The sequence below is a fragment of the Solibacillus sp. CAU 1738 genome (assembly GCF_039888725.1).
Lineage (GTDB): Bacteria > Bacillota > Bacilli > Bacillales_A > Planococcaceae > Metasolibacillus.
Map to the genome: position 1 here is coordinate 123,704 of NZ_JBDQQN010000006.1, position 25,356 is coordinate 149,059.

General features: G+C 35.1%; 26 protein-coding genes. 10 read left to right on the forward strand and 16 right to left on the reverse strand.

The window, feature by feature from the left end; translation table 11 throughout:
- Positions 1 to 82 precede the first annotated feature (82 nt).
- From AAFN87_RS16535 to AAFN87_RS16565, 7 genes are read left to right on the forward strand one after another with little or no spacing between them, the layout of a single operon-like run.
- A complete protein-coding gene (locus tag AAFN87_RS16535) occupies positions 83 to 1,027 on the forward strand; it encodes an ABC transporter permease (protein WP_347792169.1) in 945 nt (314 codons plus the stop codon).
- A complete protein-coding gene (locus AAFN87_RS16540) occupies positions 1,027 to 2,001 on the forward strand; it encodes an ABC transporter permease (protein ID WP_347792170.1) in 975 nt (324 codons plus the stop codon). Before AAFN87_RS16535 ends, AAFN87_RS16540 begins: the two co-directional genes overlap by 1 nt.
- A gap of 11 nt (positions 2,002 to 2,012) precedes the next feature.
- Positions 2,013 to 3,074 carry an ABC transporter ATP-binding protein gene (locus AAFN87_RS16545; RefSeq protein WP_347792171.1) on the forward strand — a complete coding sequence of 354 codons (1,062 nt, stop codon included), beginning with the start codon at positions 2,013 to 2,015 and terminating at the stop codon, positions 3,072 to 3,074.
- Positions 3,064 to 4,005, forward strand: coding sequence for an ATP-binding cassette domain-containing protein (locus tag AAFN87_RS16550; protein ID WP_347792172.1), 942 nt, complete (start codon positions 3,064 to 3,066; stop codon positions 4,003 to 4,005). The genes AAFN87_RS16545 and AAFN87_RS16550 overlap by 11 nt, the downstream gene beginning before the upstream one ends.
- A 3-nt stretch (positions 4,006 to 4,008) precedes the next feature.
- Positions 4,009 to 4,941: a S66 peptidase family protein gene (locus AAFN87_RS16555; protein WP_347792173.1), complete on the forward strand. Its 933-nt coding sequence runs from the start codon at positions 4,009 to 4,011 to the stop codon at positions 4,939 to 4,941.
- A gap of 7 nt (positions 4,942 to 4,948) precedes the next feature.
- Positions 4,949 to 5,734, forward strand: a complete 786-nt coding sequence (locus AAFN87_RS16560; protein ID WP_347792174.1) for a serine hydrolase — start codon at positions 4,949 to 4,951, stop codon at positions 5,732 to 5,734.
- Positions 5,731 to 6,549, forward strand: coding sequence for a C40 family peptidase (locus AAFN87_RS16565; protein ID WP_347792175.1), 819 nt, complete (start codon positions 5,731 to 5,733; stop codon positions 6,547 to 6,549). The genes AAFN87_RS16560 and AAFN87_RS16565 overlap by 4 nt, the downstream gene beginning before the upstream one ends.
- An 83-nt stretch (positions 6,550 to 6,632) precedes the next feature.
- On the opposite strand, the gene AAFN87_RS16570 is transcribed toward AAFN87_RS16565, so the two are convergent.
- From AAFN87_RS16570 to AAFN87_RS16585, 4 genes are all read right to left on the reverse strand, one after another.
- Positions 6,633 to 7,322, reverse strand: a complete 690-nt coding sequence (locus AAFN87_RS16570) for an ABC transporter permease (protein ID WP_347792176.1) — start codon at positions 7,320 to 7,322, stop codon at positions 6,633 to 6,635.
- Positions 7,315 to 8,238: an ABC transporter ATP-binding protein gene (locus tag AAFN87_RS16575; protein WP_347792177.1), complete on the reverse strand. Its 924-nt coding sequence runs from the start codon at positions 8,236 to 8,238 to the stop codon at positions 7,315 to 7,317. Before AAFN87_RS16575 ends, AAFN87_RS16570 begins: the two co-directional genes overlap by 8 nt.
- 137 nt (positions 8,239 to 8,375) lie before the next feature.
- Positions 8,376 to 9,311, reverse strand: a complete 936-nt coding sequence (locus tag AAFN87_RS16580) for a sensor histidine kinase (protein WP_347792178.1) — start codon at positions 9,309 to 9,311, stop codon at positions 8,376 to 8,378.
- Between the two features lie 4 nt (positions 9,312 to 9,315).
- Positions 9,316 to 10,008, reverse strand: a complete 693-nt coding sequence (locus tag AAFN87_RS16585; RefSeq protein ID WP_347792179.1) for a response regulator transcription factor — start codon at positions 10,006 to 10,008, stop codon at positions 9,316 to 9,318.
- Between the two features lie 314 nt (positions 10,009 to 10,322).
- Between AAFN87_RS16585 and hpaB the strand changes: the two genes are divergently transcribed.
- Both hpaB and guaD read left to right on the forward strand, forming a co-directional pair.
- Entirely contained in the window at positions 10,323 to 11,774 is a 1,452-nt protein-coding gene (gene hpaB, locus AAFN87_RS16590) for a 4-hydroxyphenylacetate 3-monooxygenase, oxygenase component (RefSeq protein ID WP_347792180.1), read from the forward strand.
- A 260-nt stretch (positions 11,775 to 12,034) separates the two neighbouring features.
- Positions 12,035 to 13,402 carry a guanine deaminase gene (guaD, locus tag AAFN87_RS16595; protein WP_347792181.1) on the forward strand — a complete coding sequence of 456 codons (1,368 nt, stop codon included), beginning with the start codon at positions 12,035 to 12,037 and terminating at the stop codon, positions 13,400 to 13,402.
- A gap of 178 nt (positions 13,403 to 13,580) precedes the next feature.
- Here the strand turns inward: guaD and AAFN87_RS16600 are convergent, their stop codons facing one another.
- The 11 genes from AAFN87_RS16600 to AAFN87_RS16650 all read right to left on the reverse strand — a co-directional run bounded on the left by AAFN87_RS16600 (position 13,581) and on the right by AAFN87_RS16650 (position 23,310).
- Positions 13,581 to 14,264, reverse strand: coding sequence for an ABC transporter ATP-binding protein (locus tag AAFN87_RS16600; RefSeq protein WP_347792182.1), 684 nt, complete (start codon positions 14,262 to 14,264; stop codon positions 13,581 to 13,583).
- A gap of 1 nt (position 14,265) precedes the next feature.
- Entirely contained in the window at positions 14,266 to 15,300 is a 1,035-nt protein-coding gene (locus AAFN87_RS16605; protein ID WP_347792183.1) for an ABC transporter permease, read from the reverse strand.
- A gap of 248 nt (positions 15,301 to 15,548) precedes the next feature.
- Complete coding sequence (locus AAFN87_RS16610) at positions 15,549 to 16,034, reverse strand: GNAT family N-acetyltransferase (protein WP_347792184.1); 486 nt, start codon at positions 16,032 to 16,034, stop codon at positions 15,549 to 15,551.
- A gap of 116 nt (positions 16,035 to 16,150) precedes the next feature.
- Positions 16,151 to 16,714 (reverse strand): cupin domain-containing protein, encoded by a 564-nt coding sequence (locus AAFN87_RS16615; RefSeq protein ID WP_347792185.1) that lies wholly within the window; start codon positions 16,712 to 16,714, stop codon positions 16,151 to 16,153.
- A gap of 119 nt (positions 16,715 to 16,833) precedes the next feature.
- On the reverse strand, positions 16,834 to 17,148 hold the full coding sequence (locus AAFN87_RS16620; RefSeq protein WP_347792186.1) for a hypothetical protein: 315 nt from the start codon (positions 17,146 to 17,148) through the stop codon (positions 16,834 to 16,836).
- Positions 17,149 to 17,209: 61 nt separating this feature from the next.
- Complete coding sequence (locus tag AAFN87_RS16625; RefSeq protein WP_347792187.1) at positions 17,210 to 17,983, reverse strand: hypothetical protein; 774 nt, start codon at positions 17,981 to 17,983, stop codon at positions 17,210 to 17,212.
- Between the two features lie 4 nt (positions 17,984 to 17,987).
- On the reverse strand, positions 17,988 to 18,800 hold the full coding sequence (locus AAFN87_RS16630; RefSeq protein WP_347792188.1) for a pentapeptide repeat-containing protein: 813 nt from the start codon (positions 18,798 to 18,800) through the stop codon (positions 17,988 to 17,990).
- Positions 18,801 to 18,965: 165 nt separating this feature from the next.
- On the reverse strand, positions 18,966 to 19,874 hold the full coding sequence (locus AAFN87_RS16635) for an ATP-binding cassette domain-containing protein (RefSeq protein ID WP_347792189.1): 909 nt from the start codon (positions 19,872 to 19,874) through the stop codon (positions 18,966 to 18,968).
- A gap of 15 nt (positions 19,875 to 19,889) precedes the next feature.
- Entirely contained in the window at positions 19,890 to 21,101 is a 1,212-nt protein-coding gene (locus AAFN87_RS16640) for an ABC transporter permease (RefSeq protein WP_347792190.1), read from the reverse strand.
- Between the two features lie 13 nt (positions 21,102 to 21,114).
- Positions 21,115 to 22,233 (reverse strand): ABC transporter, encoded by a 1,119-nt coding sequence (locus AAFN87_RS16645; protein WP_347792191.1) that lies wholly within the window; start codon positions 22,231 to 22,233, stop codon positions 21,115 to 21,117.
- A 552-nt stretch (positions 22,234 to 22,785) separates the two neighbouring features.
- Positions 22,786 to 23,310, reverse strand: coding sequence for a P-loop nucleotide/nucleoside kinase family protein (locus tag AAFN87_RS16650; RefSeq protein WP_347792192.1), 525 nt, complete (start codon positions 23,308 to 23,310; stop codon positions 22,786 to 22,788).
- A 308-nt stretch (positions 23,311 to 23,618) separates the two neighbouring features.
- On the opposite strand from AAFN87_RS16650, the gene AAFN87_RS16655 reads away from it, so the two are divergent.
- The gene (locus AAFN87_RS16655) at positions 23,619 to 24,623 is read left to right on the forward strand and encodes a nucleoid-associated protein (protein ID WP_347792193.1); all 1,005 of its coding nucleotides are present in this window, start codon (positions 23,619 to 23,621) and stop codon (positions 24,621 to 24,623) included.
- A 137-nt stretch (positions 24,624 to 24,760) separates the two neighbouring features.
- On the opposite strand, the gene AAFN87_RS16660 is transcribed toward AAFN87_RS16655, so the two are convergent.
- A complete protein-coding gene (locus AAFN87_RS16660; protein ID WP_347792194.1) occupies positions 24,761 to 25,300 on the reverse strand; it encodes a PadR family transcriptional regulator in 540 nt (179 codons plus the stop codon).
- Positions 25,301 to 25,356: the final 56 nt, after the last annotated feature.

The following is a 25,356-nucleotide window of genomic DNA, read 5'->3' on the forward strand; positions in this document are numbered from 1 at the left end:
TACGAAGGAGATGACCGAAAACGTAATATTCGGCATCTCCTTCATTCTTTCTGATTCTATAAATAGTTTGGAGGATGAAGCGATGTTGTGGTACATAGGAAAACGATTGTTACAATCTGTTTTAACACTCTTTATCATTATCACGATTGTTTTCTCGTTACTGCGTTTAATGCCTGAAGACGGTTACTTAGGAGCCGCAGCAGAGAAAATGTCACTCGAGCAGCAAGAAGTATATTTAACGAATTTAGGTCTTCGCGATCCATTGATAGTCCAATTAGGTCACTTTTACACAAAACTATTTCAAGGGGATTTAGGCAAATCCGTTACGTATCGTACGGATGTACCAGTTGTCACGATTATTGGCGATAAAATCATGTATTCTCTACTATTTGGACTTGGCGCAGTAGCTTTATCGCTACTAATCGGCGTACCACTTGGTATTTTAATGGCGCAAATGAAGGGACGCTGGCTAGATCGTTTAGGAACAGGCTATATCGTGTTTGTTGTAGCTGTCCCAGCAGCCGTATATTACTTATTCATCCAGATGTATATTACAGGTATTTTTAAATTACCAATGCTGTTTGATGAATATAACCCCGTAAGCTGGGTATTACCCCTTCTCTCCATGGCATTAGCACCTACCGCTTCTTATGCGATGTGGATGCGACGCTATATGGTGGATGAGCTTAACAAAGATTATATTAAGCTAGCACGTGCAAAAGGAGTTAAAGAGCGTACATTGATGTTTAGTCATGTACTCCGAAATGCGTTCATTCCAATGGCGCAGTACTTACCAGCTACCATTTTATTTACGATCACAGGCTCTATTTACATTGAATCTTTATACTCTATTCCGGGAATGGGAGGCTTACTCGTTGATGCAATCCAGCGTCAGGATAACACCGTTGTACAAGGTCTTGTACTAGTCTTCTCGTCACTAGGAATTCTCGGTCTAATTTTAGGAGATATTGCAATGGCACTTGTTGATCCGCGAATTAAATTAGGTAAAGGGGAGAGTGTACGCTAATGAGCCTCTATTCAAAAGAAATTAACAACATCTCAGACAAATCGAGCGAAGAGCTGTTTCAGTTTGCTGTAGCAGATGACAATAAAGCTGAAGAAACAGCCTACTCCAATTACTCTTATTGGCGTTCAACATGGAAATCTTTTTTGAAAAATCGTTTGGCGGTCTTTTTATTAGTTGCAGTCTTTACTATTGTGGCGTTTACAATTTTGCAGCCGTTCTTGCCAGAACAAAAATCACCAACAGAAATATATTTAGATCCAGACACAGGCTTACAAGCACGCAATATAGCACCGAACGCCGAATTTTGGTTCGGGACAAACTCAATTGGGCAAGATTTATGGTCTCGCATTTGGGCAGGTACACGGACATCTTTATTTATCGGCTGTATCGTAGCATTAGTCGAGGCAGTCGTTGGAATTACAGTCGGTACATTATGGGGCTTCTCTCGTAAGCTTGAAGTACCGATTACACAGTTATATAACGTAGTAGATAATATCCCTACAACAATTGTCCTGATTTTAATGACCTATATTTTACGCCCAAGTATTTCCACCATTATTATAGCGATGTGTATTACCGGCTGGGTGGAAATGGCGCGGTTCATTCGAAATCAAATTATCATTTTACGTGATCGTGAATACAACTTAGCATCCAAATGTTTAGGTACGCCTAGCTACCGTATTATTATTCGAAACTTATTACCTTACTTAATATCAGTCATTATGCTACGGATGAGTCTAGCGATTCCGTTTGCGATTGGAGCTGAAGTATTTTTAACGTACATCGGTTTAGGATTACCTATTAGTGAACCGTCTTTAGGGAATTTAATTAATGAAGGACGTGTTCTAATGATGTCCCCTGACTTACGTTACCAGCTCATCTTCCCTAGTATTGTATTAAGTGTTATTACAATTGCATTTTATATTATTGGTAACTCATTTGCGGATGCAGCTGATCCAAAAAATCACGTATAAGGGGGATTATAATGGAAGCAAATCATCCAAAGGAACGTATTTTATCGATTCAAAACTTAATCATTAAATTCACATTACGTGGTCAAGTACTAAAAGCTATTCGCGAAATCTCACTTGATTTATATAAAGGAGAAAGCCTTGCCATAGTTGGTGAATCCGGCTCTGGGAAATCCGTTCTCGTAAAATCAATTATGGGCCTACTTGATAAAAATGGCTTTATCGATCAAGGGCAAATTTTATATAACGATATGGACTTAGCACAGTTTAAAGCTGAGGAAGATTGGCTAAAAATTCGCGGTAAAGAAATTGCGATGGTGACACAAGATCCTATGACATCATTAAATCCGCTGAAAACGATTGGCAAGCAAATTGAAGAATGTGTTGTGCTACATCAAGGTTTAAAAGGAAAGGCCGCTTATGATGAAACATTAAAATTACTAACAGACGTTGGCATTTATGATGTAGAAAAACGGTATAAACAATATCCTCACGAATTTTCAGGTGGGATGCGTCAGCGTATTGTAATTGCCATCGCGCTTGCTTGTAATCCAAAAGTCTTAATTTGTGACGAGCCAACGACGGCACTTGATGTAACGATTCAAGCTCAAATATTGCAGCTATTAAAAAATCTTCAAAAAAAATACGGCCTTACAACCGTGTATATTACGCATGATTTAGGTGTTGTAGCAAAAGTAGCAGATCGCATTGCTGTTATGTATGCAGGCGATATTATTGAAGTTGGTGGCGCACATGAAGTATTTTTCAATGGCAAACATCCATACACATGGGCGCTCATTTCATCCTTACCTCAACTCGGATCAAAAGGAGAACAGCTATTTTCAATTAAAGGTACCCCGCCTAACCTTTTCAAAGAGATCAAGGGAGATGCTTTTGCACCACGTAATCAATACGCGCTAAAAATTGATTATGTGGAACGCCCCCCTTTCTTTAAAGTAAGCGATACACATTATGCACGTACATGGTTACTTGACCCGCGCTCACCAAAAGTAGAGCCTCCTGAAGCGTTACAAGCATTTTTCGAAGAAGGGAGACGATATGCTAATGAGCAATAAAGAAGTGTTAGTGGAAGTGAAGAATTTAAAAGTTGTTTTTGGAAAAGGGAAAAATAAATTCGTCGCGATTGACGATGTTAGTTTTGAGATTTATAAAGGTGAAACATTTGGTTTAGTAGGCGAATCCGGCTCAGGGAAAACAACAATTGGCCGTGCTATTATGCGCATTAATGAAGTATCAGACGGGCAAATTTTATACCATGGCAAGCCAATCAATGGTCGCATATCAAAAGAATGGGACCGTCAAATTACACAAAAAATCCAAATGATTTTCCAGGACCCAATGGCATCACTTAATGAACGTGCAAAAGTCGACTATATTATTTCAGAAGGTATCGTCAATACAAAAAACTATACAAATGAAGCTGATCGCCAGCAAAAGGTCCAAAATGCACTTTTAAATGTAGGATTACTGCCAGAGTTTGCAAGTCGCTTCCCGCATGAATTTTCAGGTGGTCAGCGCCAGCGTATTGGGATTGCCCGCGCATTAGTAATGGAACCAGAGTTTATCATTGCCGACGAACCGATTTCAGCACTTGACGTATCGATTCGTGCACAAGTGTTAAATTTATTGTCTAGCTTGCAAGAGAAAAATAATTTAACGTATTTATTTATTGCGCATGATTTATCAATCGTCCGCTTCATTACTGATCGGACTGCCGTTATTTATAAAGGGAATATTGTGGAGTTAGCTGAGACAGAAAAGCTATTCTCAAATCCCATTCATCCATATACACGTACATTATTATCGGCTGTACCAGAGCCAAATCCGTACAAAGAGCGTGAAAAAGTAGTCGAAATCTATGACCCATCTCAGCATCAATATGATGTCAATCCACCATCGTTCGTGGAAGTTGAGGAAGGTCATTTCGTTCTGGCAAACGAAGAGGAAATTGCACGCTACCGTACAACACAAAAAATGGGGGTTTAATACATGCAAATACCAAAACCGTTGAAAAAAGGCGATACAATAGGTCTAATAAGTGCTTCAGGTGCTACACCCCCTGAACATTTACAACGAGCGATTGAAAGTGTTGAAAAACTTGGTTTTAAAGTGATTGCTGGCGAGACATGCCGAGAAAGACACGGCTACTTGGCAGGCTCAGACGAACTGCGTGCAAAAGAAGTAAATCAAATGTTTAGCGATCCAAATATCGATGGGATTTTCTGTATTCGCGGTGGCTACGGTGCGACAAAAATCTTGCCGCTCCTTGATTTCGATATGATCAAAGCGAATCCAAAAGTATTTGCGGGCTATAGCGACGTGACAGCGCTCCATATAGCCTTTAATCAAAAATGTAATTTCGTAACATATCATACTCCAATGCCATCTACGGAATTTATTCAGTCGAAAATGGATGACTATACATGGGATTATTTTATTCATAATGTAACAAATGCGGATTGGAGCAAGCACCTTCTTGCCAACCCACCAGGTAATCCAATGACAACACTTGTCGCTGGTGAAGCAACTGGTCAACTAATCGGGGGCAATTTGACATTAGTAACAGCATCACTTGGTACACCTTATGAAATCGATACAAAGGGCAAAATCTTATTTTTAGAAGATATTGATGAAAATGAACAACGTGTAGATCGCATGTTAACACAGCTACAGCTAGCTGGAAAACTTGAGGACGCGGCTGGGTTTTTATTAGGTGCTTGGACGAACTGCGGGCCAGAAAATCCAAATCACCCAGAACGCAGCTTACCATTACCGACAATTTTCAATGAGATTATAGCGCCGCTTAATAAACCGACTTTAATGGATGTTACGTGTGGTCATTGCTTACCAACGATGTCATTACCGTTAGGTCGCACAATTACATTTAATACAGAAACACAGATTATTAAAGTCATTGAGTAGGCATCGTATGAATCAAACGATAGAACAATTGCTACACGAATGCCCTTACAAAGTACATCTCTTTGTAAAAGACGCTAAGACGGAGCATTACTACATTAGCCAACTAGAGGATGACACTTTTTCCAGCGCTAGTATCATTAAAGTGCCTATTCTACTTGCTGTACTGGACCATGTAGAATGTCACGCTTTGTCACTCGATGAGACCATAATAATTACACCTGAAAACCGGGTTGATTTTAGCGTAATAACTGAGCAGCATCTTGAAACGAGTACTTTATATGAGCTATTAGTATGGATGATTATTACAAGCGATAATACTGCGACGAATGTGTTAATAGATTATATCGGCATGGACGCACTTAACGCGTATTTCCGAAGAATTGGCCTTAAGCAAACAACACTACAACGCAAAATGATGGATTTTGTGAGACTGGCAAGTGGCTTTGATAATATGACGACTGCACGGGATATGGCACATCTCTTTACCCGCATTTATCGGCAAGACTTATTAACGCCTTCATTTAGTGTGCTTGCGATTGATATTTTGAGCCGTCAGCGTGTTCATGAGTCACTAAAGCGTTATTTAGTAGAGGGTGTCCATATCGCTCATAAAACAGGTGGTCTTGATACGGTCGACCATGATGTAGGGATTGTTTACAACGATGCAAATGATTATATTATTGGTGTTTTTGTCACTGAAGTAACAAATAATAATGATGCTCAGCAACTGATTGGCCGTATTTCGAAGGTTGTTTATGAACAGTTAGTTAAACAGAAAGGAGCTCTACAATGAATGCTATTGTGACAGCGATGATTGCCAATTTACACTCAGAACCAAACGAAGCATCTGAGTTAGTTGATGAGGCGCTTTACGGGATGCCTGTCTACATACTTGATGATTTAGATGATAACTGGGTACGCGTGCAAACTGCTTACCGATATGAAGGTTTCTGTCAAAAAGTACAGTTACTTATAAATGATGTGAAAACAAATGCTTGGAAAGAAGAGGCAACATATGTCGTGACTCAAAACTTTGCAGATGTGCTGCAGGAACCACGTATTCAAAGTACGAAAATTACTACACTAGTAAGAGGTTCTAGCATACGTTATGTTTTAAAAGAGGAGATTGATACAGAATGGGCAGCTGTTCAATTAGTAACTGGGGAGATTGGTTACACACGTAAGAAATGGATTCAAGAAAAGATTGCTGATACTAGTTTATCTGAACAACATTTGCGAGAAAATGTTGTCCAAACAGCCCTTAGTTATTTATCAGCACCATACCGTTGGGGCGGAAAATCACCTCTTGGCATTGACTGTTCAGGCCTTTGTTCGATGGCCTATATGTTAAATGGTGTGTTTATATACCGAGACGCCCGTATTGTAGAAGGCTTCCCAATCGTAGAGATTTCATTTGAACAAATACAGCCTGGAGACTTATTGTATTTTCCAGAGCATATCGCGATGTATATCGGCGATAATCTATATGTTCATTCATCCCTTGGTGGCAATGAAGTAAGTATTAATAGCCTAGACGAACGACATCCCGACTATCGTAAAGATTTAGCAACAACAATTACAGCGGTTGGCAGTTTGTTTACACCTTAAAAACGCTTACGTATAAGGTCTGAACTTGGTAAAAACCAAGCTTAGACCTTTTTTTAATGGACTACAGCGCTTGGTCAGACATTTTAAACATCCATCTTTTCAATGTTCCGTATCGCTAAGTATGCCACGCTAATTCCAATTAACGCTAAAGAAATCGGAATGACAATAATGTCATTTAATGAAAAATCGCCCGAATTCGAAGACACAATCATAACAATAAAAAGGGAAGAAATAATTGTTGTTGTAATAGAGAATTTTCTCATACCAAAGTACAATGGTATCAATGCCATGCCTGACGCAGCTATTGCATGCATCAACATCGAAGGAATCTGTTGCATAATCAAGGCACTTGTTAGAGTGTCTGGTATTAATTGATATGTCACGCTAATAAAACTAAAAATAGTTGTGATTAGAATATTAGAAATGATAATGGAACAAAAGGTAAAAAGAATCACAATAGCTAACTTTGCTACAATCAATTTTTTTCTATTAATCGGGTACATAAATAGCGTCGTTATTGTCTTATTTTTATATTCTCCAATAATAAGTTTGGCAATTAATGTAGCTGCAAAAATAATAAATGTCGCCCTAACAAATGAATCAATTATAGTTAATGCCATATCGTAATTTTCTAGCTCGACTTCTCCTTCTATTTTAGAAATTAACGAAATAAATAATAAGAAACCCAATATAATAAAGTTTGCAATGATGGCGCCCCTTACATACGACCCTAGCTTATATTTTTTCATTTCTAACCGCATTAAATTAAGCATTAACTACACCCCCATTAATTAACTTCATGAAGTAATCCTCTAATGAGTTTGTTTTTTTGCTAATCCCTTCAATTTCAATATCATGTTCTATTAATGTTCTCGAAATGATATTTTGTGAAACGGACGAATCGTATATACGAATACAGCCATTATCGATAAGTTTGAAATTTGTGATGTTTAATTTACTCTCTATAATAAAGGCAGCTTTCTTCCCGTCATTAACGACAACTTCAATGTAATCTGTTTGACTACGATTCACATTATCCATCGATATTTCAGTAATTAATCTGCCATTATTAATGACGCCAATTGTATCCGCCAATTGCTCTATTTCGGCTAAAATATGGCTAGAAACAATAATCGTAATGCCATATTCTTTACAAAGCATCTTAAATAACTCACGTATCTCCTTTATTCCAACTGGATCAAGTCCGTTAATTGGCTCATCTAAAATAAGTAATTCCGGTTTCGTAATAATTGCGCGACCAATGCCCAAGCGCTGCTTCATCCCGAGAGAAAAGTCTTTTACCCGCTTTCCATCTGTATTTGTTAACTTTACTAAATCGAGTATGTGTTCTATTTCTGCTTTATCGTAATACCCCATATATTCACAATGAAGTTCTAAAGTTTCCCTTGCTGTTAATTTTTCATAGAAAATCGGATACTCAATAATCGTACCCATCCTTTTTAACACTTCATACGAATGATTTGTTAATTTTTCACCAAAAATTTCGATATCTCCACTAGTTGGTTTAGTAAGGTTTGTTAGCATTTTCATTACCGTTGTTTTCCCTGCACCATTGGGACCTAAAAAACCATATATTTCACCTTTTTTCACATGCATATTGACCGCTGAAACTACTTCTTTTCCACCAAAAACTTTTGTAAGGTGATTTGTTTTAACAATATATGTCATAATTTCTCCTCTCCTTAATATGTGACTTTCTTTATTATAAAAAGTAAAACTCTCAATTTTATTAATGGATTCTTACAAATTTCTTAAATGAAGAAGAAAAGCCTGCAGAGTACCATAAACTCTACAAGCAAACTTATTTAATAGATAATTTTTTTTAATGAAATCGTAAAAACTGTCTTTTCATATGGAATACTTGAAAGATAGATGGATCCACCCATTATTTCAACAAGGCGTTTCGTTATTGTTAGTCCTAGTCCGCTACCTTGAAACAATTTATTTCTTGAATCTTCGAGTGTATACATTCTTTCAAAAACACTATCTATATGGTATTCATCAATACCCTTCCCACAATCCCATACATCAATATAAATATTAGCATCCTCACTTCTTACTGCTAGTCCAATCACATTACCGTCAGCTCCATAAGTAATCGCATTTGAGAGTAAATTGTCCATTATTCTATTTAGCGCTTGCGTATTACCAAGTGCAAAGACCGGTATTTCAGGTATTGTAATTTGCATATCCAGCCCAAGAGACATCACCAAATCGTAAAAAGATAAAATTTTTTGTCGACATATCTCACTTACATTTATTTTCGTAATAGGATAATCCGTATCCCCTGCCTCTATTTTTGCTAGATCGAAAAATGTATGAATTATTTGAAGTACTTCCAATGTTTTTGAATGCAATCCAGAAAGTAAACGTTGCTGTTCTTCAGTACTTATTAGGTTATTTAGTTGCAGCATTTCAATATACCCTAATACAACCGTTAATGGCGTTTTTAGATCATGCGAAATATTTGCAAGCATTTTTTTCATAGAGCCTTCCATTTTCCGGTGTGTTGCGAGTGTTTTTTGATTATGATCTAGTAATGCATTCATTGCATTGAGTAATAGCTTTAGGTCTTGATTAGTCGTCGGTAGCAGAATCTTTTCGTTCGTTTGCTCATTAATAATTGATTGCAACTTTAAATGCATATAATTCAAATTAGTATTTTGATCTTTTTTTTGTTTCACCAAAAAACAAATGATGCCAAACAAAACGAGGATAATAATTAACAGAAATAGTACCATACGCTTAACCTTCTAACTTGTAGCCAATTCCCCATAGTGTCTTGATGTATCGAGGATTGGATGGGTCATCTTCAATTTTTTCCCGGACTCTTCTTATATGAACATTAATAATATTTTCATCTCCATAATATTCATCTTGCCAAATGTGTTGATAAATTTGCTGCTTTGTAAATACGCGGTTACTATTTGTCGCCAATAGCTTCAAAATGCCAAACTCCTTTGAAGTAAGCTTTACTTTTTGGTGTTTTTTTTCTACTGAAAAATTTATGACATCAATCGTTAAGTCACCAATAATTAATACTTCTTGCTCTTCTTCTTTATAACTTGAATATTTTGTTGCTCGTCTAATTGCTGCTTTTACTCGCGCTGAAAATTCCAACATTGAAAATGGTTTTGCTATATAATCATCTGCTCCTAACCCAAGTCCTAATGCTTTATCGACATCACTATCTTTAGCTGACATGATTATTATTGGGAGCGCCTCTTTCTCCCTAATAATCTTTAAAACTTCCAGCCCACTAAGCTTTGGTATCATAATGTCCAAAATTACTAAATCAAACGTAGTACTTAAACAATATCGAACTGCTTCTTCACCATTGGAAGCAGATGTAATGAGGTACCCCTCCATTATTAAAAATTTTTCCACCATATCACGAATGGCTTCATCGTCTTCAACTAGTAAAATATGTTTTTGCATTTACATGAACCTCTTTCCTGTGAAGAACTTTTATGTACCGTAAAATTCTTAGACTATTTGATCTTCCCTCTTGATCATTTACAGACCCAAACTATGCACATGTTTTGTTGTTAACTAGAAAGTATTTCCATTTAGCTTACCACATATTTTTCCTTTAATAGTTTTATATGTATATATACGCCATTTTCCAGCTAACCGTTAAATTTTACATAAAGAAACACTCCTTGAAATAAATTATTATTATTCCTAAGTACAAAAAAAAGCTTGTTGCAATAAGATAAAAATAAATGCTTTGTTTTTTAGGAGGTTTTAACATGGGAGCTATTAATGGAAGTGACTTTATTAACCGATTAAATACGTTAAAAAATGAAATTTGGTTTGACGGTGAAAAAATTGAAGGGGTGATATCTGAACATCCTGCCTTCAAAGGACTGCTTCAAACAAAAGCTTCTCTTTATGATTTGCAGCATGATCCAAGCATAAAGCATGAAATGACTATTACTTCCCCCGTATCCGGTGAACCTTTTGGGCTTTCCTACTTGCAGCCTAAAACAAAAGAAGACTTACTTAAAAGACGAAAAATGATTGAGCATTGGGCTAGACATACTAGTGGTATTATGGGGAGAAGTCCTGACTATTTGAACACTGTATTAATGAGTTTTGCTTCTGCTGCAGATTATTTAGAAGGAAAGGAAAATTGTTTTCCCCAAAATATTCAAGCGCTTTATGAATTAGCAAGAGAAAAAGATTTATCATTTACACATACTTTTATTTCCCCTCAAGTAAATCGCTCTCTCTTCTATATTGAAAATACAAATGAACCGATCGCAGCAAAGATTGTCGGTGAAAATGAAGAAGGACTCATCATTAAAGGGGCACGCCTGCTCGCCACTCAAGGTGGGATAACTGATGAACTATTAGTGTTTAGTGTTTCAAAATTTTTCTTCGATCAAGATGAAGCATTTGCTTTTTCTATCCCTTCCAATACGAAAGGTTTAAAGTTTATTTGTAGGGATACATTTGTTGGAGGAGAATCTTCTTTTGACCACCCTTTAAGCTCACGCTACGAAGAAATGGATTCAATAGTAGTTTTTGATAATGTGTTAGTTCCATGGGATCGAGTATTTTATTATAGAAATGAGGAAGTAGCTGAAAATTTCATCTTCCAATGCGGCTTCCACCATTTTGCCAAACATCAAGTATTAACTAGACAAATTGTTAAAACAGAGTTTATTTTAGGAATAGCCGAGCTTCTTATAGAAACGATTAACGTTAGTGGATACGACCATATACAAGAAAAGATGTCGGAAATCATCATCGGCCTCGAAACGATGAAAGCCCTCTTAGAAAAATCAGAAAATGACGCTACATTAGACGAATGGGGCTTTATGCGCCCTAATATTGTCCCACTTAAAGTTGCAGGCAATATTTTCCCTAAAATTTATCCGCGCTTCAGCGAAATCATTCAGTTAATTGGCGCTAGTGGGATGATATCTATACCAACAGAAAAAGCATTTCAATCTAGTATTAGAACAGACTTAGATCAGTATCTCCAAGCGGCAACTAAAACAGCGGAAGAACGAGTTAAAATATTCCGTTTAGCTTGGGATTTAACAATGAGTTCATTTGGAACAAGACAAACACAATATGAAAGGTACTTTTTTGGCGATCCGGTCCGATTATTAAGCGATTTATATAAGAGCTATCCTAAAAAAGACTACGTGAAGACAATTTACAATTTCTTGAATATACAAACTAAAGAGTAATAGAAATTCGTTTGTTGTAAAAAGTGGAAATAATATTGAATATGTATTTTGAAACAACATATTACTTATATATCATTTATTAATTATTCGCATTCACGCTGGAGAATTGACGAAGGAGCGAATGCGAATAATTGTTGCCAAGCCTTTTGTATTTGCTGTTATTTGTAAATATTTCGTGTTGTTAAAATAGACTTTCTTCATAAAACGCCCTATACTAATACCATTCAAAAACAAAAACAACAACACCTGAGGGAGCATCTATGACAGACTATACGCATATTTTTCAAGGGACTGCTTTTTCTAGCAAATCCCCAACAGAAGTAGAAATTTTAAAAAATCACCTTTTCTGTGTAAACACAAACGGGATAATTGAAAAAATCGTTGCGCCTGAAGACAACGATTATCAAACGTTACTACATATGTATGATGGCAAAGAAAATTTCCATCGTTTAGCGGAAGGTCAATATTTCCTTCCTGGCTTTGTCGACTTGCATGTTCATGCCCCACAATGGGCTCAATCCGGAACTGCATTAGACATCCCACTTTTTGATTGGTTAAACACATATACTTTCCCAATTGAATCTAGATTCTCAGATTTAGATTTTGCAAAAAAAGTATATGAAGATGTTGTCAGTACTTTACTTGCAAACGGAACTACTACGGCACTTTATTTTGCTACAGTCCATAAAGAAGCGAGTATTTTACTAGCAAAAATTTGTGCCGAAAAAGGACAACGCGGTTTAGTTGGGAAAGTTGTTATGGACGACCACGAACAAACGCCTGAATACTATCGTGATGCAGATACAAAATCAGCACTAGAAGACACAGAACAATTTATTTTAGCAGTAAAAGAATTAGCAAAATCAGTCAAACAAGGCGTTTATCCAGTCGTAACACCACGTTTTATTCCAAGCTGTACGAGTGAAGGATTACAGGGGTTAGGCGCATTAGCCGCTAAATACGATACACATGTTCAATCGCATTGTAGTGAAAGTGATTGGGCACATGGCTATGTACAAGAGAAATATGGTAAAAATGACGCTTTTGCTTTACATGATTTTGGCCTATTACGTGACAAGTCAGTAATGGCGCATTGTAACTTCTTAGATGATGCTGATGCTGACCTTTTTGCACAAACAGGTACAGCTATTAGCCACTGCCCTATTTCGAATGCTTACTTTGCGAATAGCGTTATTCCAGTTGCCCATTTCCATGAAAAAGGCGTTGAAATTGGTCTTGGCTCTGATATTTCAGGTGGTTTCTCTCCTAGCCTTTTCGATAATATCAGACAGGCCGTAATGTCATCACGCATGTTGGAGGATGGGGTAAATCCTGCACTTCCAGCTACTGAACGCGGTGTGCCAAATTCACGTATTACGGTCAATGAAGCGTTTTACCTCGCAACTGCTGGTGGTGGAGAGAGTTTAAGTTTACCAATCGGACGATTAGCTGAAAACTACACGTGGGATGTGCAAGTGATCGATACGACAATTGCTTCAGCAAAGTTCCCTCTTTATGATGCAAATGAGGAATTACATGATATTTTTCAAAAAATCATGTACCTTGCTCGCCCAGAAAACATTCGTGAAGTATGGGTACAAGGCGAAAAGGTACATTCACGTATGTAAACATTTCATTCAAAACGACCTCTTGAGAATATACTCGAGAGGTCGTTTTGGTTTTCGGATAAAATATTCAAATTGCTTCACTGTAGATAAAAGAAAGGAGATATCTCGTTATGAGATATCTCCTTTATCTTTTATTATGATCAACCTGTATACAATCCCTTATTCCAAAGTTTAAGGATTAAACATTTCCCAAAATTAAGCCATCGCTCATTTTAACAATATGATCAGCATAAGAAAGCATTTCTTCATCATGCGTAACCATTAAAGTTGTAATGTTTAGTTTCTTAGTTAAATCTCTAATTAACAACATCACTTCTTTTGATCTTTTTGAATCTAAACTTGCAGTTGGCTCATCTGCGAAAAGAACTTTAGGTTTATGAATGATTGCACGGGCAATCGCAACTCGTTGTTTCTCCCCACCTGATAATGAAGAAGGATAGGCATTTTTTCGATGGTCCATCCCAACTAATTTTAGAATTCTATTTACTTCTTTTGTTTGTTCACCTTTGCTTAATTTCGATTCGGCAACATCTAACATTAGCATTAGTTGTTCTTCTACTGTTAGAAACGGAACAAGATGAGCAAATTGGAAGACAAAACCGAATTTACTTGCTCGGACTTGTCGGACTTGTTCTGAACTCATCGTAGTCATATTTTTTCCTTCGAATATTACTTGCCCATCCGATGTAGGTTGAAGTCCTGCTGCTATTGTAAGAAGTGTACTTTTACCAGAACCTGATGCACCGACTAATGCTGTTATCTCGCCTTCTCTAAGGGAAAGATTGATTCCTTTTAGTATTTCTTCTTTTACTTCCCCATTAGTAAACGTTTTTCTAACATTATCAATTGTAAATAACGTCATATTAAGCCTCTCCTTGCTGTATCGCTTGTAATGGTTCGATTTTTTTAATTTGTAGTCCTGAGAGTGTAGCCCCGATAAATCCGATGACTAAGAATACGATAGACAATTGCATTGTTGTTTCAAAAGTTAAACTAAATGGCATACCTTCTGGTGCAATCATATTGAAAACTTGACTAAGTGTGACAGACAAAATAAGTGAAATTACTGTAATGATAAGCATTTGTGTCCAAATCATTTTGAATAACTTACTTGTTTTTACACCAATTGCTTTTAAAATTCCGTATAACCCAATTTTTTGAACGTTCATCATGTAGAAGAAGATCGCAAACAACATGCCACTAATGACTACTAAAAACCAAATAATCATATTTAATGACATCTGCTCCGCGCTATAACTAGAAATTGTACCTAGAAACTCTTTATTTGAAAATGATTGTAATCCAGCGATTTCATGTGAAGAATCCGCACCTGGTATGAAAACCATTTGCATTTCCATAACTCGGTAAATTTCTTGATAATTCACCATGTTGATAAAAGCAACAGGCGCATGACTGTATTTCTTTTGATCCACAAAGCCCTTTACAACAAACTCGCCACTAAATTGGTTGTTCGTTAAGGTATCGCCTACTTTGATACCAGCTTCCTTCAATGAGCTATCTAAAATAACTTCTCCAGGTTTCACATTTTCAAATAACTTTGAATCAGTAGATGTCACAAATGCGACGCTTTGTTGTTTATCATCCTCATCATTTAAAAAGCCCATTTGAATTGAAAATGCTACTGCATCTTTTTCTTTGTTCAATATATCCTCTTGGATATCGCTATCGATTTTTGACAGATTATATTTTTCATCTGCATCTTCATTCATATAAAATTGTCCTTCTGGTAAATCTTTAATGAGGGCGGCATTGTCTTGTGACAATCCATTCGCCAAACCAGAAATGATAAAAGTTAGTAAACTAACGAGAAACACAATTGAACCTAATATTAAAAATCTTACTTTATTTTTCTTAATTTCTTTCCAAGCAAGGTTCATAATTAACTCCTCCATTCCTTTTTACATTCTAAGAATAAATGACTTATATGAACTTAAGCTGAACTAATCATTACATTTGAAGCAACGCTGTAATAATTTCGAAATTAAAATTACATGTAAACTATTAGATGTGTTTTACAGAAGATAAAAATACGCATTCTTTATAATAAAAAAACCGACACTCCTGCTTACAATGTCGGTTCTTAATAGAATAATTTAATTAAGTCGAAATTTTAGAATGGCCCCCACTATTTCAATAACATCGTGATTGAAGTTTCATCATCTGCGAAATCTACGAAACCTAGTTTTCGATAAAGATATATTGCGTTCGTATTATCACGATCCACGCTTAAAGATAGTGCTTCAAAATTTGCTTTTTTTGCTTCAGCAATAATAGCATGCATCAATTGAGTGCCTACACCTTTTCCTCGTGCTTCTTTTCTAATAGCAATTCCTAGCTCTGGAGTATTGTCATTCACGTAGCCATATCCATGTTCAGCACTATTAAATAATCTATACCATGCTGCACCTAATTGAATTCCTTTATTATCGACGACTGCTACTAACGCTTGATCACCTTTTCTTCCCCAATTTTGGTGATACTTCTTCAATTCTTTAGTATGAAGCAATTGTTCTAATGGTGGTTTTTTATCTTCCTCTATATGTATTGATTCATAAAGCATCTGCATTAAAAAACTCGTTTCATTGTCTTTCAAGTACCTGATTTCAAACAAAGTCCTTCCCCCTGTTAAAATAACATTTATATATAAAGATTGACGATTTCCTGTATCAAATCTGCCTATTCGCAATAAAGCTAAATATCTTTCATACTAATCCTTCAATAAACCATTTATTTAAAATAAATAATTAGACAATCTTGATTCGGTAAGGGAAAGTGATTACTTGGCCTTACTTCGATTAATTCCTTCGTATTCCAATAATAAATTAAAATATTTGGCTTGTATTTCTCAATGCGTCCTACTGAAAAGTTCATACGACTTGAGGAAATTTCTTTAAAATACTGATTAAGTTTTGCCTTTCGTACTTTTTTATCTTTATGTGTGTATATTTGGTTTTGTTCATATAAACTCGGATTCTGTTCCGGTGTTGCGAATACAAGTATATGTACCGGACCTTGACTTTTATTATGATAGCCATGTACGTCATTCGTCCATCCAAATACAATGTCATGTTCAATCGCTTTTATTTGATGGTCAAAACTTATATCATAAGTAAGCTCTCCGTGTAATATAATAGCGCTATCTTCACCATTGGGATGAAAATGAGCAGGAATACCTTCATCATCTTTATCTAATTGAAAATATAAAATACGATGGTTCCGATCTATACTTTCCCAAACTTTCTCGAATTTTTTATTCGAATCCATTAACGCTCTAAGATTAATATTCCCCATCTCATCACCCCACCTATAATATATTGGGATTTATAGGAAGATGGAATTGGACTAAATACTGAAAAGGCAAACTGACAATAACAATAGAGCAAAAACCTTACTATTCATTTAGCATGTTCTTACTTCAAAAGATTTACTTCTCTCATCAGATTATTCGCCTCTTTCCCTAAATCCATTTGGAGACGGACAATACGCTCAAGTGTTTCGATAATGCTTATTTGAATTTCGCCTTTTTCTAGCTGTGAATTTGCAACCAACTTGATTAATTTGGGCATTTCCCATACACTGCGTAAAGCAAAAGAAGCGCAAAACCCATACCTTGGTAATGTAATATCCCCTTTCCAACCAGCATCCATAAGTCCTTCAATATAATTTGTGAATAATAAATCTTGATAATAGGCTCCTTGATCACTTGGAATATGTCCTTGACTCATCGCAACACCATATAATTTCCCTAAATCCTCGCCTAATCCTGAAATACTTAAAAATTGCCAATCAATTAACGTTAGCTTTTTTTTCAGATTTTGAATCAGTATGAATGTACATGTTTTGTTTGCTTAAATCCTGGTGAGCAAGTACACGTGGAAGATTGCTCAAAGTATAAAGATGCTTATCGATATTTTCATTTAAAATCATATAGGAGTTCCATATATCCTCAAAGTTTTTCGATAGGTGAATCTGTGGGTAGTAAATAGTTGCATCACAAGAATATTGTTTGCTGCTCTTAATCCAAGATGAAAGCCAATGGCGGCAAATCCATGATTTCTCTGGAATGGTTTGATCCATAATGTAAGTACCATTAAAAATACCTAATTGACGAGCGACAAAAGCATATTCGCTTTCAGACCATAATCTGTCGTTGTTTTCTTTTATTTCTTCCATCCATATCCATACTGAACCATCTAATTGATCCTCAACTTTGTAGCATTTAGGAGTGTTAATAACAGAGGGCAGATTGGTTAAAATATCTGACTGATTAACCAATGCTTCTCGTTTCCAATAGTTGTGGTGCTGTGGATTATTCTTTTCTACATGTTCTGGTTGAATTATTTTTAAAACAAGTGACCATGGTATTTCTTTTTCCAAAATATTCGCAAACCCATGAATACGGTAAACTCCTGCTGTCGTAAAATTAAGTGATTTACTAGTAATAGAATCTACTGTCCATTTTTTTATATGGTTTACGTTTTTATTAAAATTTTTTGAAACACAATGTTTTAATGTTTCTATTTCCATACATAATCGATTGTATAAAGATGTTTGATCCATATTTTCACCCCAACCAATGATTTGGTTTTTCTAAATAGCTTGGAATTTTAGTATGAATATCTCCTCTTGCTGAGTTGATTTGCGATTGAGTAAGAAAAAGAGTCTCTGTTAAATTAGCGCCACTTAGCTCTGCGTCTCGGAGATCCGCCCCAATAAAATCTGCTTTTCTCAAGTCACTACCGCTTAAATTTGCTGCTATCATTAACGTTCCACGAAAATCTTCTCCTTGTAAGTACAATCCTTTTAGATTTGCACCTAAGTAGTTTTGGCCTTTCTTTATTCTTTTCTGTTTACTTGTTTTCATCAAGTCGGCTCGATACAATTTGCTCGTTTCTATTAATAAAGTGTTAACGTTATTTCTATGGGCAATAATATCAATTCCCAAAATTTCCTTAGGCGTTTTTACAGTTAGTTCAACCGTTTCCTCGTAAATTTTTTGTAGACTAGCTTGCAATGATTGGGCTTCCTTTAAAGTAAGAGCTTGCTTGAGATACAAGAGCATTTCATGTAGTTGTTGTACAAGAGGAAAAACAGCAAACATTTCTTCTGCCTGTTCAAGATTCTTTCGCCAGTCTTTCCCCTGATATGTAACCTGTGAAACATGCTGACCAGCACCAAAGCATTCATAAGATACACATCCACGATAGCCTTTTTCCCTCAATCGATCATGTATAGCACAAGAATTATTTGAACATAAATTCCCGCAAGGTTCTCCCCCTTCCTTGTTAATAGGGAAATCTGCTGATGTTGTATAGGGCAATGCTACACAGCACAGTCCAAAGCAATTTTTACAATCTGATTTTAAATCCTCAGTCATTATTCAACACTTCCTGTAATTTTTATAGACCATTAATCTCTTTACACCACTTCATTCCACAAAATAACCATTAAACCCTTTAAACACTTCCTAATCCACTTTTATTTATAAAAAACCCCTTTAGAAACTAATCCAAAGGGGTAAACAGTGTAGATTTTTGTAACATCAGCCTTTTTGATATTGCATGGAATACAAGTCATTTAATGTTACTTTTCCAAAACTAAACTCTGTTATTTCATTTTCTTTCAAAAATTCTACAACATTACTTAATTCTTCTGAATCAAATCCGAGAACATCTATAAGAGTAGCGCCATTTGGCAATGATCGTAAGTTTGTGTTAGGAAACTCTTGTGAGAACTTTTCTTTTATTGTATCTGTCACTTCTGTTGCTCGAACAGTTGTCATTTCTTTTTCATCAAACCCTGGAGATATGACATTCACATGTGTTAACTCTCCGTTTATGAAAAAGAATATACGATCAGCATATTTTTCTAAATTCTCGAGTAAATGTGAAGCGACAATAATCGTTTTTCCTTCAGACTTTTTTTGTACTAGTATTTGCGAAATAAGCTCGACATGCGTTGGGTCTAAACCATTCATTACTTCATCCATTAACATGACTTGTGTATCTGATACAATTTGCATCGCAAAACAAAGTCTTTGGCGCATTCCTAAAGAATACGTTCCTGTATTTTTATTTATATAAGAGTCCATTCCTAGAGTTTTTATTGTACTAGCAACTAACTTTGGATCACTATTCCACATGGAAGAATAAATTTTTAAATGCTCTTTTCCTGAAATATGATTATACAAGTCACTTTGATCAGGCATCATGGATACTAGTTGATGGATTTTCACTTCATTCTTTTTGCTTGTATATTCTAATTCTTGATTTAAAACGACTTTCCCATTATTGGGATTAATATAATTCATAATGACATTCATCAGCGTTGACTTCCCCGTCCCATTCGGAGCTACCAGACCGATAATTTCTCCTGAATTGAACGTTATAGAAATATCTTTTAATATGTCCCTACCTGAAAACTGAACACCAATATTTTTTAATTCAATCATCTCGTTCCCCCATCCCTATAGTAGCTTAAACTTTCTATGATTACTTATTAAGAAAGTAAATAACAGAAAGATACATGTGCTTAATCCCAATACTGCGAGTCCATTGCTTAATGTGAGTTTTTCAAATCCATATAGAAAGGTCCTATATCCCGAAATAACCTGTCCTACTTGTACATAACTCGATGGAAACCACTGAACATCCCAATAGTAGCCAATACCTCTACTGAAATAGAAAAATTCAGCAAAAATAAACACACAACCTACCAATAAATTAGCAAATTCGTTTTTTATCAATACGCTAACAAATAGTAATACTGAAATGATTAACAAAAACCACAAAACAAGGAGCAACATGTTTTGAATTAAATACTCTCCCATACTTATACTTTCAAATGTTAGTTCATTAGTAGATAGGGCTGGTAAGGGTATAGAAAGAGGTACTGGTAAAGAAAAATCTCCAAATCCATTTCGTACACCAATGATTATCAGTCCAACTGAAAGTGGAAGTATCGTTAAAATGCTACCTAAAAAGGCAACCCCACCTTTAATAATCAGCTTTCTCCAATCTGAAAGTGGTAACCCTTGTAACAGGGTTGGGTTCCGTCGATCCTTCAACACGATATCAGCTGTGAAGAGTATACAGCTTACAATGAGAATCAACGGCAAATAAGAATGTAACAGCCGTTGCAATGTTTGTAACGCTGTCCTTTCTTCAAAAACATTGATAGATAAATCCGATTTCCCTGTTGCATACCCTTCGTAGCGACTCGCAGAATATAAATACGCATAATGACCATCCATTGTCGGATAATCGTTTCCGTACGTGTAATACCCTGCATTGTAGAATATCATGTCCCCTCCGAATTTATATATCAAACTATCCGAATACGTATACCACTTAGTTGTAGCCTCAGCATACAATTTCAAATTATCGTCTTTAATAGCGTCTAATCTTTCTTTGTCGTAATAATTCCATTCAGGATATATTTGTGTAGCAAAATAAGTTAAAGGATGCATATCATCATGGATCACAACAGTACTTAAAAATTCTTCCCTCGTTAAATACCGTGCCTCTATTTCGTCTACATCTACTTTTTCAATAGGGTCATATGTTGGAGCTATTTTTAATGCATAATAACATGCAAAAAAAAGTAGAATGACATAAATTGCAATGTTCTTCTTGTTGCCGATAAAATTCAAAAATTCAAACTTAAAATACGCCCACATGACATCATTCCCCCTATACCCTTTTTAGTTTTCCGGTAGTCAAGAATAACTTTATAATGACTACCATTATGACAATACTTATCCCAATATAAATAAGTCCATGTGTGCTATTTAATACGACGGGGTTTGCAAGATTGAGCGTCTCACCTTGCAATATGCTAGTAATATTCAAATAGTTAAAAGGATTAAATGGAACAAGATTCATCAAGGTTGGAAATAATATAGGGAAAATATACAATAACAACTGCACAAACAGCGTCAAATACATATTTTTCAATAGAACATTCAAAATGACAGATAGTAGTATTGTAAAAATAGCAATAACAATCATATACAGTATACAAACAAGCAAGTATTTGTAGATTGGATACACGCTAAAATCACCGTCAAAGACTGCAATCGGATAAGAAGGATTTCCCAATCCCTTAAAATAAATTAATGGCAGGCTGCAAATAAAGAGCTCTATAATAAATACACCTACAATGAGCATGGAGGAGGTACATTTAGCGAGAACATATTTATCAAACGTGATAGGATAACCTTTTATTAATGACGTATGTTGGAAATCTTCAACCATGATTCCAGATGAATAAATACTCATAAAAATAAACCAAATTGAACCTATCAAAGCAAATAGATATGCGAGAAATTGAAAAAAAGATAAAGCATCTATAGATATGGCCATTCCAGTTTTCTTCATATATTCATAGAGTACACCATTCAATTGATTTTCTGATTTTGAAGGAATGTGACTCGCAACTTTATCAAATCCCTCCATATCATATGACTTTTCTCTTAAATTCGTGAGTTCTATCGAAGTATTCAGAAATAGATCCGGTTTATTCAATTTTAGTGCCGCAATTTGAGTAGCTACCAATTGTTTCTGAAGCACTAAATTCTTATATATATCGCTAGCATTACTATTATCAGAAGCGTCAACATTTTGAAATTTATTCACCGCTATAGCAAGCGACTGAAATTCCGCCGATTTGTCTTTTATTGAGTTGCCTAACTCCTCCGATTGAATAAATAATACTAAGCCAAAAACAAATGCTACGACTATAATACAAGCAAAAAGATTTTTTTTATTTGATTTCTCTAGAATTAAGTTAGTCTTTAACATGTTCCACATAGGCATCCCCCAAGTAATTTCTCTAATAGCTTTTTCTATTCGCTGTATAAAATAAGTATCTTATTATCACTAATACGACTTTTACTACTTGATTCAACTACAATCTAAAGCAACGAGGAAACATTACAACTATTTTGTATGAACAAACGTACATAGTAGGTGTGGTTATGGATGAATTGGACATGATATATTAAGTGACAAACACAGAATAATCAGTCTTTTAGCAGGATACTAATCAAGAACATCATAAATATTTGAAAACAAATCTAATATATTCAACATATTGTATTGAAAAATATAAAATACACGCCCGCATATTGTTATATTATTACATATATTTAATATTATAGTATTAACTATAGTAAATGTATATATGATACTTCCCCTAAGATTTAAGATTGGCTCTTCGATTTTCTTTGTTGGAGCAAATTACGATAAGTAACGACGCCTTTCCTAAGGATTATTAAAGCCCCAAAAATAAAAAAGAAGCATAGGATTGGTTCAACCTATACTTCTCTTAAAATTGTTAGATGGGCTACACTAATTGGGAGGTTAATAATTTATATAATCCACTACTTCTTGAAAATAATATTCTAACGGCTGTCCTGTATTTACTGTAATGCACTTATAATTGGACGGTTTTTTAGCATTATGAATAGTATGTTTAAAAGCTATTTCTGATTTTATTTCTTCTATTTGACTTACCATTCTTTCACGAGTTTTTAACCTTAAATTTATCTCTTTAAAATCATCGAAGTAACACTCTACATATTTATATTTAACATTGTATTTTATGGATAGTTTCAACCCTTTTTCAATCATTTCATCATATAAACAAGGACTATCTAGTATTACGCTATGCCCTTGCGATAAATAAAAATCAATTAAGGCCCAGTCAATATTATAAGATATTTTGCCAGCAATTTTTACATCGATTGCATCTTCAATAATGGTATTTAATAAAGCTGATTTTACTATATCATGGTCTATGATAATAGCTCCTGTTCTTTTTGCAATCTCACGTGCTAGAGTTGATTTACCCGATCCTGGAAATCCTGACATCTGAACGAAAAACAAGAATCATACCTCACTTCTATATAAGTCTCAAAAATAACTTAACTGTACAATGATTTATGTGCAATTCTTCAGTACTTTAATGAAACCTTTAATTCTACAACTATTTCAATCAAACTATTCCACAGTTCCATTATACACAAAATGGTAATCTTAAGACCGATTGATTTTATATATTCATATTACAAGCCAGCAAAACATACTATTTTCACCTAAAAAATAATTTAGGGCTTTATTTAAAATACATGAAACTATTGTGTCAAATATGATATGTTAAACTCTCTACAACTAATGATTAGAAGGTGAAGACCATGCTAGAAGTAAGTGATAGTAAATTAGCACAGTATGTCGTACATTATGTAGGCGATGCGCTTGTTTTAGGAGAAGAGGCATTCACGCGTCCTGAGGTAATACTAGAAGCAGCCTTTACACAATTAGCGTTTAACAAAATCGATTTGGAACAGCAATACGAATTTTTTCACGAAACGGATATTGGATTAAATGAAGTGTATACGTATGTGAAGGCTATTTTCGATGAGGAAAATAGTTTCCTAGAACAATCGAAGAATATCGCCACTCACTTACAAAGTGCTTCTGGACATCCAAATATAAAAAGCGGAGAATTGTTTATTGGGTTATTTGAAAATTGTTTAATGTCTACAGGTGCAAAAAAGGTAATAGCCATCGTAAAAATTGATGAAAAAGAAATGTTTTTAGATGTGAAAAACGAGCAGAACAAAATGATTGTAAGTGGAATTGACGGTATTAATGTTAAAAAAATCAATAATATGGCCGTAATCGTTGATATGGGGGCAGACGAAGCACCTGCTGTCTTTATGAAAACAAGAAGGAAAGAAGATGTCGTCTACTGGCAAGAACGTTTTTTAAAGATTAAAGTAGCGGACGAACATTATCATAAGACGAATTTAGCGTTAACAGAATGCAAAAAATATATTTTAAAAGAAGAGAGTTTTACGAGTACTGAGAAATTGGGCTTTTTAAACAAAACACTAGATTATTTTAGAAATGAAGAAGAATTCCAAGTAAATGACTATATTGAAACGGTATTTGAAAAGGCAGAGCCTGTACAAAAAGATATTATCGTCAATTCGGTAAAACCATACGAAACTGTCATTTCCGAAAGCGCCATTGCAAAGGCAGAGAAAAGTTATAAGCGTAAAATCAAACTCGATTCCAACATTGAAATTCAGGTGAATGTACGTGATATCGAGCAAGTAGATGAACTGATTGAAGTAGGCTATGATGCAGCAACAAATCGAAAGTTTTATAAAATCTATTTCCAAGAAGAAGTATGAAAAACGAATAATCCCACAGCTCATCAAAGAGTTGTGGGATTTTGTATGTATAAATGCTCTACAAAGTTATCGAGATTTTTAATAGTATTATTTAGAAAATAACAAGAAGGGGCATCTGTTCAGACGTCCCCTTCTTCCTATATTTCCTCTTTTTGAATATGCTTTATCAATCTCTCAAAATACTCTATAGAGGTGTTTATTTTATAATTTGCATAATCGCTCACAAAGTCTGCTAATACTTCTAACTCCGGTCCAATAAAATGTTTTCCCTCAAATTTAGACATCTGGTCCCAAGTCGTTTTTATCATGTTTACCTTTTTTTCTAATATAGCGATGACTTTATCACGATCTACATATTTCATATTGGCTAAACCAATAATCATATCGCCGATTGTATCTGCGTTTTCAAAAAGTTTATAAATCTTTTTCGGTAAGACTTCTCGACCCTTTTCAGTAATCGCAAATACTTGTTTATCTGGTCGATGCTCTTCTTTAATGACTTCTTTTACCTCAATAAAGCCTTGCTTCGCTAATGATTCAAAATGGTAATATAACTTGCTTTCAGTCAGACCATTTATCGTTTCGAGAGGCTGTAATTCTGAGATTTGTTTTTTTAATTTATAAGGATAATTATTTTCTTCCATAAGCTTAGTCAGAATGAAAATTTGAATTGCCATTGTTTCAGCTCCTTAGGCAAATATTAGCTTTATTGTATCAAAACTAAACATTTACT